The organism is Arthrobacter sp. ISL-5 (genome assembly GCF_018613835.1).
GTDB lineage: Bacteria > Actinomycetota > Actinomycetes > Actinomycetales > Micrococcaceae > Arthrobacter.
The window spans coordinates 1-19,088 of record NZ_JAGGPM010000044.1; the positions used below are offsets into that span (position 1 = coordinate 1).

The 19,088-nt window shown below is 69.1% G+C and carries 15 protein-coding genes; 12 read left to right on the forward strand and 3 right to left on the reverse strand.

All coding sequences use genetic code 11. From position 1 onward, the window contains the following. Positions 1-389 precede the first annotated feature (389 nt). Entirely contained in the window at positions 390-2,567 is a 2,178-nt protein-coding gene (locus J7I89_RS21905) for an elongation factor G-like protein EF-G2 (RefSeq protein ID WP_214974729.1), read from the reverse strand. A gap of 107 nt (positions 2,568-2,674) precedes the next feature. Here J7I89_RS21905 and J7I89_RS21910 point away from each other — a divergent pair, with 107 nt between their 5' ends. The 11 genes from J7I89_RS21910 to J7I89_RS21960 all read left to right on the forward strand — a co-directional run bounded on the left by J7I89_RS21910 (position 2,675) and on the right by J7I89_RS21960 (position 13,455). After that, positions 2,675-3,199 carry a sugar O-acetyltransferase gene (locus tag J7I89_RS21910; RefSeq protein ID WP_214974732.1) on the forward strand — a complete coding sequence of 175 codons (525 nt, stop codon included), beginning with the start codon at positions 2,675-2,677 and terminating at the stop codon, positions 3,197-3,199. A 5-nt stretch (positions 3,200-3,204) separates the two neighbouring features. Then, positions 3,205-3,780: a TetR/AcrR family transcriptional regulator gene (locus J7I89_RS21915; protein ID WP_214974734.1), complete on the forward strand. Its 576-nt coding sequence runs from the start codon at positions 3,205-3,207 to the stop codon at positions 3,778-3,780. 150 nt (positions 3,781-3,930) lie between these two features. Beyond that, on the forward strand, positions 3,931-4,809 hold the full coding sequence (locus tag J7I89_RS21920; RefSeq protein ID WP_214974736.1) for a xanthine dehydrogenase family protein subunit M: 879 nt from the start codon (positions 3,931-3,933) through the stop codon (positions 4,807-4,809). A gap of 20 nt (positions 4,810-4,829) precedes the next feature. After that, a complete protein-coding gene (locus tag J7I89_RS21925) occupies positions 4,830-5,354 on the forward strand; it encodes a (2Fe-2S)-binding protein (protein ID WP_214974738.1) in 525 nt (174 codons plus the stop codon). Continuing rightward, positions 5,351-7,744: an aerobic carbon-monoxide dehydrogenase large subunit gene (locus tag J7I89_RS21930; RefSeq protein WP_214974740.1), complete on the forward strand. Its 2,394-nt coding sequence runs from the start codon at positions 5,351-5,353 to the stop codon at positions 7,742-7,744. The genes J7I89_RS21925 and J7I89_RS21930 overlap by 4 nt, the downstream gene beginning before the upstream one ends. Before the next feature lies 1 nt (position 7,745). Beyond that, entirely contained in the window at positions 7,746-8,702 is a 957-nt protein-coding gene (locus J7I89_RS21935) for an XdhC family protein (protein ID WP_214974742.1), read from the forward strand. Beyond that, complete coding sequence (locus tag J7I89_RS21940; protein ID WP_214974744.1) at positions 8,686-9,294, forward strand: NTP transferase domain-containing protein; 609 nt, start codon at positions 8,686-8,688, stop codon at positions 9,292-9,294. Before J7I89_RS21935 ends, J7I89_RS21940 begins: the two co-directional genes overlap by 17 nt. Next, entirely contained in the window at positions 9,291-10,214 is a 924-nt protein-coding gene (locus J7I89_RS21945; RefSeq protein ID WP_214974746.1) for a MoxR family ATPase, read from the forward strand. The genes J7I89_RS21940 and J7I89_RS21945 overlap by 4 nt, the downstream gene beginning before the upstream one ends. Continuing rightward, positions 10,207-11,502, forward strand: coding sequence for a VWA domain-containing protein (locus J7I89_RS21950; RefSeq protein WP_214974753.1), 1,296 nt, complete (start codon positions 10,207-10,209; stop codon positions 11,500-11,502). The genes J7I89_RS21945 and J7I89_RS21950 overlap by 8 nt, the downstream gene beginning before the upstream one ends. Further along, on the forward strand, positions 11,502-12,317 hold the full coding sequence (locus tag J7I89_RS21955; RefSeq protein WP_214974755.1) for an SRPBCC family protein: 816 nt from the start codon (positions 11,502-11,504) through the stop codon (positions 12,315-12,317). Before J7I89_RS21950 ends, J7I89_RS21955 begins: the two co-directional genes overlap by 1 nt. Continuing rightward, complete coding sequence (locus J7I89_RS21960) at positions 12,310-13,455, forward strand: XdhC/CoxI family protein (RefSeq protein ID WP_214974757.1); 1,146 nt, start codon at positions 12,310-12,312, stop codon at positions 13,453-13,455. The genes J7I89_RS21955 and J7I89_RS21960 overlap by 8 nt, the downstream gene beginning before the upstream one ends. A gap of 15 nt (positions 13,456-13,470) precedes the next feature. Here J7I89_RS21960 and moaA read toward each other — a convergent pair whose 3' ends face one another. Together moaA and hrpB are read right to left on the reverse strand one after the other, a co-directional pair. After that, entirely contained in the window at positions 13,471-14,517 is a 1,047-nt protein-coding gene (moaA, locus tag J7I89_RS21965; RefSeq protein ID WP_214974759.1) for a GTP 3',8-cyclase MoaA, read from the reverse strand. A gap of 120 nt (positions 14,518-14,637) precedes the next feature. Further along, a complete protein-coding gene (gene hrpB, locus J7I89_RS21970) occupies positions 14,638-17,316 on the reverse strand; it encodes an ATP-dependent helicase HrpB (protein ID WP_214974761.1) in 2,679 nt (892 codons plus the stop codon). Between the two features lie 216 nt (positions 17,317-17,532). On the opposite strand from hrpB, the gene J7I89_RS21975 reads away from it, so the two are divergent. After that, positions 17,533-17,835 (forward strand): DUF4193 domain-containing protein, encoded by a 303-nt coding sequence (locus J7I89_RS21975; RefSeq protein ID WP_056626960.1) that lies wholly within the window; start codon positions 17,533-17,535, stop codon positions 17,833-17,835. Positions 17,836-19,088 lie beyond the last annotated feature (1,253 nt).

A 19,088-nucleotide genomic window follows, 5' to 3' on the forward strand; every position in this document is an offset into this window, starting at 1 on the left:
GCGCCTTCCAGGCCGACACCCCCGTCGGCGCCGGGTGCCCCCTCCCGGCAAACTGCGCCTTCCAGGCCGACACCCCCGTCGGCGCCGGGTGCCCCCTCCCGGCAAACTGCGCCTTCCAGGCCGGCTCCCCCATGCCGGCCGGGTGCCCCCTCCCGGCAGGCTGCGGGGCGCAGGCACAGTTGCCCCCTTCGTGTCCGTTGCCCCCCGAGTGCCAAGTACCGCCGGAGCAGTTGCCGTCTTGGTGCCCTCCGCCAGCTGGATCACTCCAGGAGTTGGAGTCTCTCGCCAGTCGACCGCCATGGAATATCCCGGTCACCCGCGAATTACCGAAATTGACGCTACGAGTGAGTTCAGGTTAAAACTGCTACCGGCTCCGCTGACGCCTCCGCTCACGCATTCGCGGCCGCCGGGGCCACGTTGCCCGGCACGGGTTCGTGCCGCAGGTAGGTGCGGCGGAACCGGCCGGTACCCGACGTCAGCCCGCGCAGCTGGACGGCGTAGCGCAGCAGTTCCTCGTCCGGCACCTCGGCGGTGACTTCCGTGATTTCCCCGCCCGCCGACGTCGTTCCCGTCACCCGTCCCCGGCGGGAGGACAAGTCACTCATGACAGGGCCGACGTACTCGTCCGGGGTGCTGATGGTCACCGCCGATACGGGTTCCAGCAGCTGGATCCGGCCGGCGGCCGCCGCCTCACGCAACGCGAGCGCGCCTGCCGCCTGGAACGCGGCATCCGATGAGTCAACGCTGTGGGCTTTGCCGCCGACCAGCGTCACGCGGATGTCCACCACCGGGAAGCCCGCCGAGACGCCTTTCTGCATCTGGGCACGGACCCCCTTCTCGACCGACCCGATGAACGTCCCCGGTATGACGCCGCCCACGGTCTTGTCAATGAACTCGAAGCCCGCGCCGCGTTCGAGCGCCTCGACCTCGATGTCACAGATCGCATACTGGCCGTGGCCTCCCGATTGTTTGACGTACCGCCCGTGCCCGGTGGCCGGCGCCGCAAACGTCTCCCGCAGCGGCGTCACCACCTGGACGGTCTGCAGCTTCACGCCCTGATCACGCAGCCGGTCCAGCACCACCTCGCCATGGGCCTCGCCCATGCACCACAGGATGAGCTGGTGGGTTTCCGCGTTTCGTTCCACGCGAAGGGTCGGATCGCCGGCGGCGACCTTGCCCAGGCTCTTGGCGAGGGCGTCCTCGTCGCTGCGCGTGGCGGCTTCAACGGCCACAGGCATCAGCGGCTCAGGCATTTCCCAGGCCACCACCAGCAGCGGCATTTCCTTGGCGGAGACAGTGTCGCCCGTCTCTGCGTTGCCCAGCTTGGCGATCGCGCAGATGTCCCCGGCCACGCAGTACGGCACCGGCCGCAGGCTAGCCCCCAGCGGGGAGTACAGGTGCGCGAGCCGCTCGTCGCTGTCGTGGTCCTCGTGGCCCCGCTCCGCCAATCCGCGGCCTCCCACATGCACGGCCGAGTCCTCCCGCAGGGTGCCGGAGAAGATCCGCACCAGGCAGACCCTTCCCAGGAACGGGTCGATCGTGGTGCGCACCACCTCCCCCACGAGGGGCCCGCCGGGATCACAGCTCAGCGGGCCGGCCGGCGAGCCGGCAAGATCCGTCACCTCAGGCAGGTCACGCTCCAGCGGCGACGGGAACGCCCGGATGAGCATATCCAGGAGCTCCGTCATGCCCAGGCCCGTCTCTGCGGAGGAGGCCAGCACCGGGAAAAAGGATCCGCGGGCAACGGCTGTTTCCAGATCGCCCACCAGGACGTCGACGTCGATCTGCTCGCCGCCGAGGTAGCGGTCCATCAGCGACTCGTCCTCGCTCTCGGAGATGATCCCTTCGATCAGCGTTCCGCGTGCTTCCTCCGAGGCGGCCAGTTCCTCCGGGGTGGCGTCGCGCACAGCCGGCTCCGCACCCTGGGCATAGTCCGAAACAGTCCCGGAGAGAAGCCCGAGCAGGCCGGTCACGGTTCCGTCCGTGCGGACGGGCAGGTAGGCCGGCACCACCGAGTCGCCGAAGGCACGCTGGCACGCGGCGACGGCGGCTTCGTAGTTTGCCCGCGGATGATCCAGCCGGCTGATCACCACCGCCCGGGGCGTCCCCAGCTGATCGCATTCCGCCCACAGGGCCGTCGTGGCCGCGTCGATGTCATCAAGGGCGGACACCACGAACAGGGCCGCGTCAGCCGCCCGCAGCCCGGCGCGCAGTTCGCCGGTGAAGTCCCCGTAGCCCGGCGTGTCGAGCAGGTTCACCTTGATGCCGTCCGCCACGACGGGCGCCACGGAGAGGACCACGGAGCGCTGCTGGTGGACCTCGGACGGTTCCGAGTCGCTGACGGTGGTGCCATCGACGATGGAGCCCATCCGCGTTATGGTTCCGGCGGCGGCAAGCAGGGCCTCGTGCAGCATCGTCTTGCCGGCACCCGAGTGCCCCACAAGCGCCACGTTGCGGATCCTCTCCGGACTGTCTGCCGGGGTGCCCGCGGACGCATCGGCCCGCCGGAGATCGGAACTGCCGCGGCCGGGGCCCTTGCCCCGGCCATTTGTGCCTTTCATAGACATCGTCGTCTCCTGGCATCTGGTCGTCAGCCGCCGTGCGGCCTTGTAAAAAGATTCGACACCCTCGGACGGCGTTGAGCAAGAGGGCAACGTTGTGTACGCTCGTACACATGGCTGATTACTTCGCGGATGATCCGCGCACAAACCGGGAGCGAATGCTCGCAGGGGACCTTGACATTTCCGATGACCCGGAAAGTGAGCGCGAATCCAAACGGGCAGTGAAGCTGCAGTCGCTGTACACGGCGGCCTATGCGGAGGACCCGGACGGGGCGCGGCCCATCCTGGCGGATCTGCTGGGTTCCCTGGGCGAAGACGCGCACATCAAGCCGCCGCTGTACGTCGACTACGGCACGTTCATCACGGTCGGGGCCCGCACGTTCATCAATTACAACCTCACGGCCCTCGACGTCGCCCCGATCATCATCGGGGAGGACTGCCAGATCGGCCCGAACGTGCAACTCCTGACACCGACGCACCCGGTGGAACCCCGGCCGCGGCGCGACCGGCTGGAAGCTGCAAAGCCGATCACCATCGGTGACAACTCGGTGATCGGCGCGGGCGCGGTGGTCACCAGGGACGTCCCGGCGAACTCCGTTGCGGTCGGCAACCCCGCGCGCGTAGTCCGAGATATCTGACCGCGGTGGCAACGCGCCGGTTTGATCCCGACAGGCGGGACCGGATCATTGATGCAGCCCTCGAGGTGATCGCTGCCCGTGGAGTGGCCGGCACCTCGCACCGCAAGATCGCGGACCAGGCCGGGGTGCCCCTCGGGTCCATGACCTATCACTTCACGAACATGGACCAGCTCCTGGGGGAAGCATTCAGGCGCTTTGCGGACACGATTGCCGACGGTTTCGAGGTCCGGCTGGGCAGCGTCGCGAATGCCGACGCGGCACGGCAGGCCGTGGCGGACCTGATCCACGTTGACCTGCTGGACAGCCAGCGGGACCTGGTCCTCACCCTCGAGCTCTACACCCTCGCCGCCCGCGAGCCGGTTTTCCGCCAGATCACGCGGGACTGGATGAGCCGGAGCCGGCACGCCCTTGAACGCCACTTTGACCCGGCCACCAGCCGGATGCTCGACGCCCTGATCGAAGGCCACTTCATCCACGCCGCCCTCGATACCGAACCCCATGACCGCTCGATCACGGTGGACGCCGTCAACCGCATAACGGCCGCACCCCCAAGCCCGAACGACCGTCCGCGAAAGTTCTGACGGGAACCTCGTCCTGGCCGGTCCCCGGCCCCGAATTGACGCGGCAGTTCCCGGCTGAAAACCGTGTTGACACCCCGTGTGCGCGGGTCAAGACTGATCTTAGATCGGCGTCCTGCGGCGTGCCGGACGTCCGGCCCTAAGGGGTGCATTGTGCAGATACCGGCTGCATTTGACTATGAGCGCGCGAGCGATGTGGCGAACGCGCTGGCACTGCTAGAACGCCACGGTCCCGAGTCCAGAGTCATTGCCGGCGGACACAGCCTGTTGCCGATGATGAAGCTGCGGCTGGCCCGGCCGGACTGGCTGATCGACATCAACGGCCTGACAGAGCTGGACTTCATTCTCCGCGAAGGGGACCAGTTGCGCGTGGGCGCGCTGACCCGCCACACGGCGCTGCTGGAGTCCGCCGACGTCGCCGGTCTCTTTCCGATCATTCGGGACGCCGAGCGGGTGATCGCGGATCCCGTGGTCCGCAACCGGGGAACCATCGGCGGTTCACTCTGCCAGGCCGATCCCGCCGAGGACCTTTCCACCGTCTGCGATGTCCTGCGGGCGCTCACGGTGATCCGGGGGCCGGCCGGCCAAAGAACCGTCCCCATGGCGGACTTCCACCAGGGCCCCTACGAAACCGCCGTGGCGCAGAACGAGCTGTTATGCGAGATCCGCTTTCCCATCCGGCCGCGCTCGGGCAGCGCCTATGAAAAGGTGGAACGCCGGGTGGGTGACTGGGCCGTCGTCGCGGCCGGGGCCGCCGTCGCGCTTTCAGCGGACGGCACGGTGGACGACGCCGCGATCGGGCTGACCGCTGTTGGCCTGGACGGCACGGTTCCCGAGGCCGAGGCCGTGCTCCAGGGACGGCAGCCGCATGAGGACCTGTTCGCCGAGGCGGGCCGCATCGCGGCTGCCGCCTGCGACCCCGTCGCCGACCGGCGCGGACCCGTCGACTACAAGCGGCACCTCGTCGAAGAACTCACCCGCAGGGTCCTGCGGCGGGCCTGTGCCCGGGCGGCCGGTGCGGGGCAAGGCTGAGGCAGAGAAAGGCTGAAGCAATGCAGATCAGCATGAAGGTCAACGGGGACGACGTCAGCCGGGACATCGAGCCCCGGGTCCTGCTCGTCCACTTCATCCGCGAAGTGCTTGGGCTGACCGGCACGCACTGGGGATGCGACACCACCAATTGCGGGACCTGCGTCGTCCTGATGGACGGGCAGCCGGTGAAGTCGTGCACTGTCCTGGCAGTGATGGCCGATGGACATGACATCCGCACGGTCGAGGGCCTGGCGGTCGGCGGCACGCTGGATCCGGTGCAGCAGGGATTCATGGAAGAACACGGCCTGCAGTGCGGATTCTGCACGCCGGGCATGATGCTGACCGCCAGGGCCCTGCTGGACCGCAACCCGCACCCCGACGACGCCGAGATCCGCGAGGCCATCTCCGGCCAGATCTGCCGGTGCACCGGGTACGCGACCATTGTCCGTTCCGTGCAGTGGGCCGCGGCCCACCCGCTGGCAACGGACGCTGCGGCGGATGACGGCGCCGCCGCGGAGAGCACCGCAGAAGAGGTGACGGCATGACCACCGTCCAGGAGCATGCACCCAACCCCGCGGCCGGGGACCCCGGCCGCCCGATCGGCTACGGCCGCATCCAGCGCAAGGAAGACCCGCGGTTCGTCCGCGGCAAGGGCAACTACCTCGACGACATCGTGCTGCCCGGGATGCTGCACGGAGCCGTCCTGCGCGCCCCCGTTGCCCATGCGCGGCTGGTCTCAATCGACACCACCGAGGCGCTGGCCCACCCCAGGGTGCTGGCCGTCATTACGGGCAAGGACCTGCAGGCCCTCAACCTCGCCTGGGCACCCACCCTGTCCGCGGACGTTCAGGCAGTCCTCGTTACCGACAAGGTGCGCTTCCAGGGGCAGGAAGTGGCATTTGTGGTCGCCGAAGACCGCTACGCCGCGCGCGACGCCCTGGAGCTGATCGATGTCGAATACGACGTGCTGCCGCCGGTCATCGACGCCCGCCGTGCCCTGGACCCCGACGCCCCGGTCATCCGTGACGACATCGAGGGACGGACGGACAACCGGATCTTTGACTGGGAGATGGGCGACGCTGCCGAAACCGAGGCGGTGTTCGCCGCCGCCGACGTCGTGGTGTCCCAGGAGGTCGTGTATCCGCGGGTGCACCCGGCGCCCATGGAGACCTGCGGTGCCGTGGCGGACTTCGACCCGGTCGACGGCAGGCTGACCCTGTACGAAACAACGCAGGCCCCGCACGCGCACCGGACGCTGTACGCGATGGTCGCCGGCATCCCGGAACACAAGATCCGCGTCGTCTCCCCCGATATCGGCGGGGGCTTCGGCAACAAGGTGGGCATTTATCCGGGCTACGTCCTCGCGGTGGTCGGTTCGATCGTCACGGGCCGGCCGGTGAAGTGGGTGGAGGACCGCTCCGAAAACCTGATGTCGACGTCGTTCGCCCGGGACTACATCATGCAGGGCGAGATCGCGGCCACCAAGGAGGGCAAGATCCTGGCCGTTCGGACCAGCGTGCTGGCCGACCACGGCGCGTTCAACGCCACGGCGCAGCCCACTAAGAACCCGGCAGGATTCTTCTCCATCTTCACCGGCAGCTATGACCTGAAGGCCGCCTACTGCAAGGTCAGGGGCGTGTACACCAACAAGGCGCCGGGCGGGGTGGCGTACGCCTGCTCCTTCCGCGTCACCGAAGCCGTGTACCTGGTTGAGCGGATGGTGGACATCCTCGCCCGGAAACTGGAGATGGACCCGGCGGAACTGCGGCTGAAGAATTTCATCAGGCCGGAGCAGTTCCCGTACGCCAACAAGACGGGCTGGGTCTACGACTCCGGCAACTACGAGCCGGCCATGCGGCTGTCCATGCAGATGGCCGGGTACGACGAGCTCCGGCGCGAGCAGCTCGAAAAACGCGAGCGCGGCGAGCTGATGGGCATCGGCGTGGCGTTCTTCACGGAAACCGTCGGCGCCGGCCCGCGGAAGCACTTCGACATCGTCGGACTCGGGATGGCCGACGGCGCCGAACTCCGGGTCCACCCGACCGGCAAGGCCGTGGTCCGGATCTCCGTGCAATCCCAGGGACAGGGGCATGAAACCACGTTCGCCCAGATCGTGGCCGAGGAACTCGGCATCCCGCCGGAGAGCATCGACGTCGTCCACGGCGACACTGACCAGACACCGTTCGGCCTGGGCACCTACGGCAGCCGTTCGACGCCGGTCAGTGGCGGCGCGGTGGCGCTGGTGGCGCGCAAGGTCCGCGAGAAGGCGAAGTTCATTGCCGCGGCCATGCTTGAGGCGCGGCCCGAAGACCTCGAATGGGAGAAAGGCCGGTGGTTCGTCAAGGGGGATCCGGGCGCCGGCAAGACCATCGCCGAGATCGCCTTGGGCGCGCACGGCACCATGGCCCTGCCCGAGGGCATCGACGGGAACCTGGACGCCGAGGTGACCTATGACCCGCCGAACCTGACGTTCCCATTCGGCGCCTACATCTGCGTGGTGGACGTCGACGCCGGGACCGGCGCCGTCAAGGTCCGGCGTTTCATCGCGGTAGACGACTGCGGGACGCGGATCAACCCGATGATCATCGAGGGCCAGGTGCACGGCGGGCTGACCGACGGCGTCGGGATGGCGCTGATGCAGATCATCGCCTTCGATGAGGACGGCAACTGCCTCAGCGGCTCGTTCATGGACTACCTCATCCCGACGGCCATGGAGGTCCCCGACTGGGAGACCGGATACACGGTCACGCCGTCACCGCACCACCCCATCGGCGCCAAGGGCATCGGCGAGTCGGCCACCGTCGGGTCGCCGCCGGCCATCGTCAACGCCATCGTCGATGCCCTGGCGCCGTACGGCGTCACCCACATGGACATGCCCTGCACGCCCGCCCGGGTCTGGGAGGCCATGCAGGGACGGCACGGGCCACCGGTCTGACATGCCGGCGCGCGGAGAAGCCCTGGCGGCGAGGGCCCGGGAACTCACGGAACGCCGGGAGCGGTTCGTGCGCGCCACGGTGGTGCGCGCCCAGCATCCCACCAGCGCCCACGCCGGAGACACGGCCCTGGTGCTGGCCGACGGGGAAATCGACGGATTCCTCGGCGGCACCTGCGTCGAGGCCTCGGTCCGCGAGTACGGCCTGCAGACGCTCGCCAACCAGGAGCCCCTGCTGCTGCGCGTCGTCCCCGGCGAGCCCTCCAGCACCCGGGAAGAGGGCGCCGTGTCAGTCGCGAACCCGTGCCTCAGCGGCGGCGCGGTGGAGATTTTCCTTGAGCCGCAGGTGCCTGCACCGCGGATCGTCGTAGTCGGAACCACGCCCGTGGCACAGGCGCTGGCCGCGCTGGGCGCCGTCCTGGACCTGGACATGGTGCTCACGAACGGGACTGCCGCGGAACCGCGGTCCGATGACGCCGCCCTCATCGTCACCTCGCAGGGCCGGGACGAGGAGCCCGCGCTGGAGGCCGCATTGAGGGCCGGTGTCCCGTACGTCGCTCTGGTCGCCAGCCGCACGCGCGGCACCGCCGTGCTGGCCTCCCTCGACGTCGACGACGGACAGCGCTCGCGGGTGCACAGCCCCGCGGGCCTGCCGCTGGGGGGCCAGACGGCCGGCGAGATCGCCTTGTCGATCCTGGCTGAACTGGTGTCGCTGCGCTCTGCCCGACGGGTAGCCGCAGCATCGGCTGCTTCGGCGACGGACCCGGCGCCTTTGGCGGCTTCGGACTCGGCCGCGGATGCGGCGCCGGCGAGCGCCGTGGATCCTGTCTGCGGAATGACTGTCGCCGCCGTGGAAGCCACGCCGCATACCGAGTACGCCGGGGCGACCGTCTACTTCTGTTCTACCGCGTGCAGGACAGCCTTCCTCGCTGATCCGGACCGCTATGCCACTGCGCCATGAGCCGCGGATCGCCGGACTTGTTCTGGCCGCCGGAGCGTCGCGGCGCCTGGGCCGGCCCAAACAGCTCCTCCCCTACGGTGACGGGGTGCTGCTGGACGCCGTGCTGACCACCGCCCGCGGGTGCGGCTTTTCCCAGATTGTCCTGGCACTGGGAGGCTCCGGCGACGAGGTGCGCCGTTCGGTCGACACCAGCGGCTGCGACGTGGTGGACAACCCGGGCTACGAGGGCGGGTGCTCGTCGTCGATCGCCGCCGCGATCCCCGCGCTTCACCCGGGGACCGACGTCGTGGTCCTGCTCCTGGGCGACCAGCCGGGCGTCCGGCCGGAGACCGTACAGCGGCTGCTCAGCGGCCGGGGCGGGGCTGCCCTTGCGGTCTGCCACTACGAGGACGGCATCGGCCACCCCTTCGCGTTCGCCCGCACGATGCTGACCGCACTGTCCCGCCTACACGGTGACAAGGCGGTGTGGAAGCTCCTGGAACAGCGGGCGGCGGAGGTCGCCGAAGTCGCGGTGGAAGGCCGGATCCCGCCCGACGTCGACACCGAGGCAGATTACGCGCAGATCCTCGCCCGGCCGGGAGGTGTCCCGTGAGCACGCCGGCCCGGGCAGGCGCGGAGGACGACGTGCGGCGGCTGGTTCCGGATGTTGCAGCACTCATGACAGCGCTGGACGACGGCGATTATCTCGCCGATGCCGGGCTGGCCACTGCCTTGTTTCTGTCCGTCCGGCTGCCGCAGCCCATCCTGCTGGAGGGCGAAGCCGGCGTCGGGAAGACCGAGGCGGCGAAGGCCCTGGCCCGCGTGCTCGACACTCCCCTGTACCGGCTGCAGTGCTACGAGGGCATCGATGCGGGCGAGGCGCTCTACGAATGGAACCACCAGCGCCAGCTGCTGGGGATCCGGCTGGCCGAGGCGCGGAACGTGGACGTGGACGAGGCCGACCTTTTTGGGGAGCAATACCTGCTGCGCCGGCCGCTGCTGAAGGCGATCGAGCATCCCGGTCCCCGCCCGGCCGTCCTGCTGCTCGACGAGATCGACCGGGCCGACGCAGAGTTCGAGGCGTTCACCTTCGAGCTGCTGGCCGAGGCCGCGGTGACAATCCCCGAACTGGGCACCGTCCGCGCCACGCACCCGCCCGTCGTGGTCCTGACATCCAACCGGACCAGGGACCTGCACGACGCTCTGACCCGCCGCTGCCTCTACCACTGGATTGACTACCCCCGGCCCGAACGCATCGCCGCGATCGTGCGCCGCAGGGTGCCCGGCAGCGCCGAACCGCTCGCCTTGGACGCCGCGTCCGCCATCACCCGGCTGCGGTCCCTGGACATGGCCAAACCGCCGGGCATCGCCGAGGCCATTGACTGGGTGTCGGCACTGATGGTGCTCGGCGTCGAGCGTCTCCACCCCGCGGCGGTAAAACAGACCTGGGGAACGGTCCTGAAGAACCGCGACGATCTGGACCTTGCATGGGCCCGCGGGCCCGCGTGGGTGGCCGGCGGCGGTCATGACTGAGGGCGCGCTCAGGAACGGCCGGGCCGGCATCGACGCCGCTTCCCTGGCGGTCGGTTTCAGCACGGCCCTGCGCCGGGCGGGGCTGCCGGGCTCGCCTGACCGTGCAGCATGGCTGGCCCAGGCGCTCAGGATCGTCCCGCCGACCGACCGCGACGCCCTGTACTGGACCTGCCGCGTGGTGCTCGTCTCGTCGCGGGAACAGCTGCCCGTATTCGACGCCGTCTTTTCGGCCGCGTTCGACGGGACTTCCGATCCCGCTGACAGCCGCGGGGAAGCCATCAGCCCGGCGGCAATCGGCTCCGAGGAGCGGACCCTGCCTGCGGTGGCCGACCAACGCCCGGCCGACCAGCGCCCGGCCACCCCGGCGGGACAGGAGCGGGAGCTCCGGGCTCCCGCCGCTTCCGCTGCCGACGGGAGTCCCGACCAGCCGCCGGAGCCCGGGCGGGACGCCATACTGGCCATGGCCTCGGCTGAGGAGCATCTGCATGGGAAGTCCTTCGCCGAGCTGACCCCCGACGAGTCCGCCCACATACGGCAGCTCGTGCGGCGCATCGTGCTGTCCACGCCGGAACGCCGAAGCCGCCGCACACGCCGGTGGGCGCACGGCGGCGCCACCCTGGACATCCGGGGCACCATCCGTGCGTCACGGCGCACCGGCGCCGATGCCGCCTGCCTGGTCTATGCCCGCCGTCGTCCGCATCCGCGCCGGCTGGTGTTCCTGTGCGACGTGTCCGGCTCCATGGAACCGTACACGCAGGTTTTCCTTTCCCTGCTGCAGGGCGCTGTGGCCGGAGCGCGGGCCGAGGCATTCGTGTTTTCCACCCGGCTGACCAGGCTTACCCGGCAGCTGTCGAACCGGAATCCCGACCACGCCCTCGCCCTCGGAGCTGCGGCCGCCCCGGACTGGGCCGGCGGGACGCGGCTGGCGGAGAGCCTCCGCCACTTCATTGATGGGCACGGCCGCCGCGGGCTAGCCAGGGGCGCTGTGATCGTGGTGCTCTCCGACGGCTGGGCTACGGACGAGCCGGAAAAGGTGGATGCCCAGATGGCACGACTGCGGCGACTGGCCTACCGGATCGTCTGGGTCAATCCGAGAAAAGCCGGTGTGGACTACCGGCCGCTGGTGGGAGGGATGGCCGCGGCGCTGCCGTACTGCGACGCCTTCATCAGCGGACACAGCTACGCCGCGCTCACGGAAGCAGCCGCCGCCATTCGCGGCGACCGGGCACCAGCCGACCGGGCACAAGCCGCCCGGACGCAATCAGCAGGGAAGCAGGGGACACAGTAATGCAACTCGAAAGCACCTTCTCCGTCGTCGCACCGATCGGCAAGGTCTGGGACACCCTCATGGACGTCGAGCGCGTGGCCGGCTGCCTCCCGGGCGCGGAGGTGCTCACCAAGCTGTCCGACGACGCCTACAAGGTGGGCATGAAAGTGAAGCTGGGCCCGGTGACACTTCAATACAAGGGGCAGCTGAACGTGATTGATCGGGATGCGGACCAGCACCGGGCGATCCTGCAGGGCCAGGCGCAGGAAACCCGCGGCCAAGGGACAGCGCAGGCCACCGTCACCCTCCGCCTGTCCGAAACAGACGGCACCACGAATGGCACTGTCAGCGCCGACCTGACCCTCTCCGGGAAGGCCGCCGCCATGGGCAAGAGCATCATCGGCAGTGTCACTAACCAGATGATGACCCTGTTCGCCGGTAACCTTCAGGCCATGGTGGCAGAGCCGGCGACGCCGGCACCTGCGGCGGTCCCGGTCCCGGGCCCGGCCCCTGTCCCGTCTCAACCCGGCGATGACGCGGCCACGGCGCAACTCCCTGGTCGAAAGCCAGCGGAACCCCAGGTGGCGGCAGCGGAACCGCCAGCCGCGGCGTCGGCTTCCGCACCGCCGACCGCGCCGCCGGCCGCGCCTGCTGGCGGTAGCCTCAACGGGCTGGCGTTGGCCAAGGACGTGATCGGGCAGCGCCTTCGCAGCCCCGCCGCGTACCTCGGGCTGCTCGTCGCCGTCGCGTTCGTCGCCTTCCAGCTCGGGCGCAACACGGCCCGGTCCCGCCGGCGCCGCCCGGTCGGGCAAAAGAGGCTGACACGGCATGCGTGACGTCCTGGACGCCCTGACGTCAGGCTGGTTAAGCGGGACCACTGCCGGCCTGGCCACAGTGGTGCGCACGTTCAAATCGGCCCCGAGACCGCCCGGCGCGGCCATGCTGGTCACCGCTGACGGCAAAGCCGTGGGCTCGGTGTCCGGCGGCTGCGTGGAGGGCGCGGTCTACGAACTCGCGACCGAAGTGATGTCGGAAGGCCGGCCCGTGCTGGTCCGCTACGGCATCAGCGACGACCAGGCCTTCTCCGTCGGCCTGACCTGCGGGGGCATCCTGGATGTGTTCGTGGAGCCGGTCTCGCGGCAGACCTTCACCGAGCTTGACGAGGTTCGGGCGGAGATCGAAGCCGCCCGCCCGGTAGGTGTGGCCACGGTCATCGAGCACCCGGATCCCCGCTGGCTGGGCCGGCACCTGGTGGTGAGGCCCCATGAATTCAGCGGGGACCTGGGCTCCGACCGGGCCAACCAGGCCGTCGGGGACGACACCCAGGGCCTGCTTGCGGCCGGCCGGAACGCCACTCTGACCTACGGCCCCGACGGCCAGCGCCGCGGCGAGGGCATGCGCATTTTCTTCTCCAGCTTCGCGCCGCGGCCCAGGATGCTGGTGTTCGGGGCCATCGATTTTGCGGCGGCCCTGGCACGCCTGGGGGCTTTTTTGGGCTACCGCGTCACCGTCTGCGACGCGCGGCCGGTGTTTGCCACACCGGCCAGGTTCCCCGACGTCGACGAGGTGGTGGTTGCCTGGCCGCACCGCTACCTCTCCGAGCAGCTTGCGAAGGGACTCGTGGACGAGCGGACCGTGATCTGCGTGCTGACCCACGATCCGAAATTCGATGTGCCGCTGCTGGAGGTTGCGTTGCGGGCCCGGGCCCTTGCCTATATCGGTGCCATGGGTTCACGGCGTACCCACACTGACAGGATGGCCCGGCTCCGTGAAGCCGGCCTGGGCGAGCACGAACTGGCGAGGCTGCACAGCCCGGTGGGCCTCGATCTGGGTTCACGGACGCCGGAGGAGACCGCAGTCTCCATTGCCGCGGAGATCATTGCCGCGCAGTGGGGCGGAAGCGGCGAGCCGCTGGGACTCCTGAGCGACCGCATCCACCACGATGAACTCCACGAGCCCACGGACCCGCCCTGACACGGCCCGCCCGGCTTATCCGCCGATGTACGACATCTCGATCTTGCGGGCCGCGGCGGTGTCCGGGCCAACGGGCGTGTCGGCGCTGCGCAGCACCGAGTAGCGGTCCGCGCGGCCGCCCCACAGGGCAGACAATGCCGCGGAAAGCTCGGCGTCGGAGGCGCCGCCCCGCAGGAGTGCCCTCAGGTCCGTGCCGGAGGTGGCAAACAGGCAGGTGAACAACTTGCCGTCGGCCGACAGCCGGGCGCGCGTGCAGCCCCGGCAGAAGGCCTGGGTGACGCTGGAGATGACCCCGATTTCGCCGCTGCCGTCACGGTAGCGCCAGCGCCCGGACGTCTCTCCGGAGTAGTTCGGCGCCACCGGGTCCAGCGGAAACACCGCGCTGATTCGGGCCAGGACCTCGGCGGACGGCACAACCTCATCCATCTTCCAGCCGTTGGATGCTCCCACGTCCATGTACTCAATGAACCGGAGGATGAACCCGGACCCCTTGAAGTGCCTGGCCGTGTCAACGATGTCCTGGTCATTCTTCCCGCGCTTGACCACCATGTTGATCTTCACCGGTCCCAAGCCTGCGGCCTGGGCGACGTCGAGGGCGTGCAGGACCTTGGCCACGGGATAGCCGGCGTCGTTCATGGCCTGGAACGTTTCCTCCCGGACGGAGTCCAGGGACACGGTCACGCGGTTCAGCCCGGCATCCTTGAGAATCCGTGCCTTCTGCGCCAGCACAGAGCCGTTGGTGGTCATGGCCAGGTCCGGCGCCCGCCCGTCGGGGGTCCGCAACCGGGCCAGCATGCGGACCAGTTCCTCAATGTCCTTCCGCAGCAGCGGCTCCCCGCCGGTCAGCCGGATCTTCAGTACACCGTGGGCCACGGCAATCGACGCCAGCCGGGTGATTTCCTCAAAGGTCAACAGCTGCTCCCGGGGCATGAAGACGTAATCCCTGCCGAAAATCTCCCGGGGCATGCAGTAGACGCAACGGAAATTGCACCGGTCCGTGACTGAAATCCGCAGGTCCCGGAGAGGCCGGTGGAAGGTGTCGGTGATGGATTTGGCGTCCATGCAGCGCCCTTTCAAAGCGGCAGCAGCGTCCACCGCTCGTATATGTCCCAGCGTATGCCCGGCGGCCGGCCCCCACAATGTCAGGCACCCACAATGACGGGCCCGGGCGAAGCGCAGCGCTCACATCTTCCGCTTGGTCCTTGCCGTCGCGGGCGCCGTCCATGGATCCTCCGGCCAGGGGTGCTTCGGGTAGCGGCCCCGCATCTCGGCACGGACCTGCGCGTAGGGGCCGGACCAAAAGGAGGCGAGATCGTCCGTCACCGCCAATGGCCGCCTGGCCGGCGACAGCAGGTGGAACAGCACCGGCACTCTCTCCCCGGCCAACCGCGGCGTCGCCGACCAGCCGAAGCACTCCTGCAGCTTCACCGCCACCACCGGCCGGCCGCCGCTATCCGCGACGTCCGGATAGTCGATGCGCACCCGCGAACCGCTTGGCACCTCGAGCCATTCCGGCGCCAGCTCGCCCAGCCGTGACGCCTCGGGCCACGGCAGCAGCCGCCGCAAAGGATCGGCCAGATCGATGCCGTTCGTCGCGGCCCCGCCGGCCAAGGCCTCAAGTTCCGGCGCCAGCCACTCGTCCAGCCGGCCCAGCAAAGCCTGGTCGGAAACGTCCGGCCAGGGTTCACCCAGTTCCCGGTGCAGCAGGGCGAGGCGGCGGCGCAAGCCGTCCGCCGCCGTCGACCATCCGATGGTCCCGAGCCCTTCCTTCCCGAGCGCGCGGGCCACCGCGGCGCGTCCCTCCTCCACCGATGGCCTGACGGGCGTGGACGACAGCGCGATCGCTCCCAGCCGGCGTTCCCGCCGGGCCGTCACGCGCCCCTGGCTGAACCCCGCTTCCACGGTTTCCGCCAGGAGGTGCCGGGCAGCGGCCTCGGCGGTGTCCGCTGTCAGCGGCGCCGCGGACCGGATGAGGGCGCCGGTCCCGGCAGCGTCGCGTCCTTCGGCGCGCGACACCTCCGCGACCGCCAGCCACGCGTGCCCGGTGAGCGGGCTGCCGGCCGGAAGCCCGGCCCGTGTGCCGGAGGACAGCAGGTAGCGCTCCGGCCCGTGCCCCGGGACCCTGCGCGCCACACGGTCCGGGAACGCGAGGGCGACGACGAACCCGGCGGCCTCTGCGCCGGTCACCGGGGCAGCTGGCTGGAAAGGCGCGACGCCGGTGCTCTCCTGGCGTGCGATCGCTTCCATTCGCCGGACGTCCTCCGCCCATCGCCGCGCCGCCGGGTCCGTGCCCGTCCGCAGCGTGTTCAACAGCCGCGTCAGGTCTGCGCCGGGAGCACGCTGGTCCCCGGCAACGACGGCGACTGCCTCCGCCGCAGTCCGGTGGCCCACAGCGGCGGCGCCGTCCAGCAGGGCGCGGGCCAGCCGGGGGTCTGCCGGAATCCTGGCCAAGGTTTTGCCGAGGGCCGTGGCATGCCCGTCCGGCTCCACCGCCCCGAGCTCCCGCAGCACCTCGACGGCCTCATCCATCGCGGCCCGCGGCGGGGCATCGGGCAGGGCCAGTCCCCGGCCGCCCGGCGATCCCCAACAGGCAAGGACCAGGGCAGCACCAGTCAGGTCGGCTACCGCGATCTCCGGTGTCCGGTGGGCCGGAGCGGCACCGAAGGTCTTCTGGTCGTAGCAGCGGACCACCTGTCCGGGCCCCTGCCGGGCGGCGCGGCCGGCGCGCTGATCGGCGGACGCCCGGGAGCAGGACACTGTCACCAGGCCGGACATGCCGCGCGCGGTGTCCCGGCGCGGTTCGCGGGACAGCCCTGCATCGACGACCAGCCGGACTCCCGGAACCGTCAAGGAGGATTCGGCGAGCCCGGTGGAAACGATGATCCGCGCCGGACCGCCGGGGTCCCGTCCGGAGACGGCGCGGTCCTGCGCCGCCGGGCTGACCTGGCCGTGAAGCTCCAGCACCTCGGTGCCCGAACCAACCCGGCCGCGCAGGCGGCCCGCAACGTGAGACACCTCCCACGCGCCCGGGAGGAACACCAGGGCGTCAACATTCATGTCCCGCGCCACCGCTTCGGCGTGCGCGGCCGCCGCGGTGTCGGCCACATGGTCAAGGAACGCGCGTGTCACGCCCCGCCCGTCCAGCCTCGGCACCGCCGGCGGCGCCCAGCTCGTTTCCAAGGGGTACAGCGCGGAGGGGCAGTCGACGACGGGAGCCGGGCCGCCGCCGTCGTGCTCCCCCGCCGGCGTTTCGCCGATCAGCGCCGCGAACCGCGGCGCGTCCAGGGTGGCGGACATGGCCACGAGCGTGAGGTCACCGCGCAGCTGGCGGACCTCGGCGAGCATGCCGAGCAGCAGGTCAGTCTCCAGACCGCGTTCGTGAACCTCGTCGAGGATGACGGCGTCCACGGCCTCCAGGCCGGGGTCCGAGAGCAGGCGCTGCAGCAGGATCCCGGGGGTGACGAACTCGATCACCGTGTTGGAGCCGGCCTGGCGTTCACCGCGGACCGTGTACCCCACGCGATCGCCGAGCCGGCTGCCGTCCAGGGTGGCAAGCCGCCGGGCCGCGGAACGCGCGGCGACGCGGCGTGGCTGGGTCACGACGATGCGCGGGCCCTTCCCCCGAACGGCGCCGGCTGCGGTGTTGGAGGCCGCGATGTTGGCGAGAAGGGGCGGAACCAGAGTGGTCTTGCCCGTGCCCGGGGGCGCCTGCACGACTGCCGTTCCGGAAGCGCCCCGCGCGCGGAGTGCTTCCTCGAGCACCCCCAACGAATCCGCGAAGACCAGGCCCGCTCCGATGGCGGCCAAATCGAAGAGCCCGCTGGCATGAACGGGAGCAGAAGGGCGGGCCGGAGAAGTCACCCGTCCATTGTGCCTATAATCCTCAGGCGTATAATTCCTCGGGCCGGTAATCCTAATGCCGGCGCCCCGGCTCCGGCCGTGCGGATGAGACGCCGCAGCCGGCCTGAGGTAAGCTGTCCAACCACGCCCGCTGGTCTTCGTGACATGGGAATATCGGCGCAATGGTGTAGGTTGCATATCCGTCAGACAAGAACGCCAGAAAAGAGAAACACCTAAGTGGCAACCGATTACGACGAAGTACGTTCCGACGTCAAGGAATCCCAGGACAACTCCCTGGAGGCACTGCAATCCGCAAACGCCCCCGATGCCCGCAGCGTTGTGCGTGAGCTGGATGAAGCCGATGCGATGGACGATTCCATCGTTCCTGGCGGCGAATTTGTGGCCGAGGAACTGGTGGTCCAGGTGGTCCCCCAGGCGGAGGACGAGTTCACCTGCTACTCCTGTTTCCTGGTCCGGCACCGCTCCCAGATCGCCCGCGAAAAGAACGGGCACGCTTACTGCATCGAATGTGAAGGCTAGCCTCCCGCTAGCGCGGCTGCGAATTGTCAGCCGCACCGAAGGGTAGTTTGTGCGGGGCCGCCTCCCTTGGGAAGGCGGCCCGGAACCACGAGGCTCGGACGCCTGACGCCTCGGCCACCGGCCGCAGTTCCAGCAACCCCCGAATAACCTGCACTCCCCGCCGGCGAGGAATAGAACCGGCCAGCCGGTGCCTCCCCCAACGAGTCGCCCGCCAAAATACTGGGCGGGTAGCCATCATCTGCGGAGTCCAAGGCCTTCAAAGACAGCGGCCGGATATGTTCAGCGTGTTGGCACACTCAGATGGTCCTGAATCCACTCCGCAGTCCTCATTCCGTTGGGAGCAATTCGGTAACCTGTTCGCGCTGAAGAGTGTGTTTGCAGATCGGTCCCTGCAGCACTAGCAGGCCATCGGCCCGGAGCTAACACGACCCAGCCTGACGCTGCATAAGTTCTATCAGAGGCCTAGTGCGACAGTGCCACGGTTTGCTATCGCCGCCCAGCCTCTCGAACTGGTCCCACCTGGCATCAGCATCAACGCCGCTTACGCCTATCGTTGCCGCTAGCATCCGATAGCGAGGGGCCTAAATGAATGCAAGGGAACACCGACCGCGGCGGATCCCGAGGATTCGGATCACCCCGTTCCAACTCTGGCTTCTGTGCGCGGCCGTGTTTTTCGCGGCAATAACCCCCACCCGAGGCCAGTTCATCCTCTCCGGTGTAATGGTCGCCTTCGCAGGTGTCGCCATGACGGTTACCAACCTGCGGAAAGAACAGCCCCGCCCGAAGTGTTCCTCGAGGAGGAGCATTTCGAGGGCGGCGGCACAATCCACGGGAATTTCGTCATATCCGAAAGCTTCCTGACCTCCCCGCAGCTCCGGCTCTTGGTGCTGAGCCCTACCGCGGACGCCCTCGAATTCACCCGATCGCCAGCGACGCGCCTAACTAGAGTGTCCCCGGGCTGTCACACCACAACCATCGAGACAGATATCACATACTTGGATCTGACCCCGGACGAACAATAACGAGCATGCGACAGCCGCCGCCGCTAAGCCTTGATCCACCGATGTTGATTGGGTTTCGGTCGGCGATTTAAACCGAGAATGCCCGCCTTTTCAAGGAAAATGGAGCTTGTCTAGAACCCATTGACCACCGAAAAGAGGGCATCTCGTAGGTGCAAGTTTCCCATAAACCATCCGCGGTGTCAGTTTCCTTCGACGAGCCCAACCTCGTGTCGGCTGCCGGGCTGCTGCCGG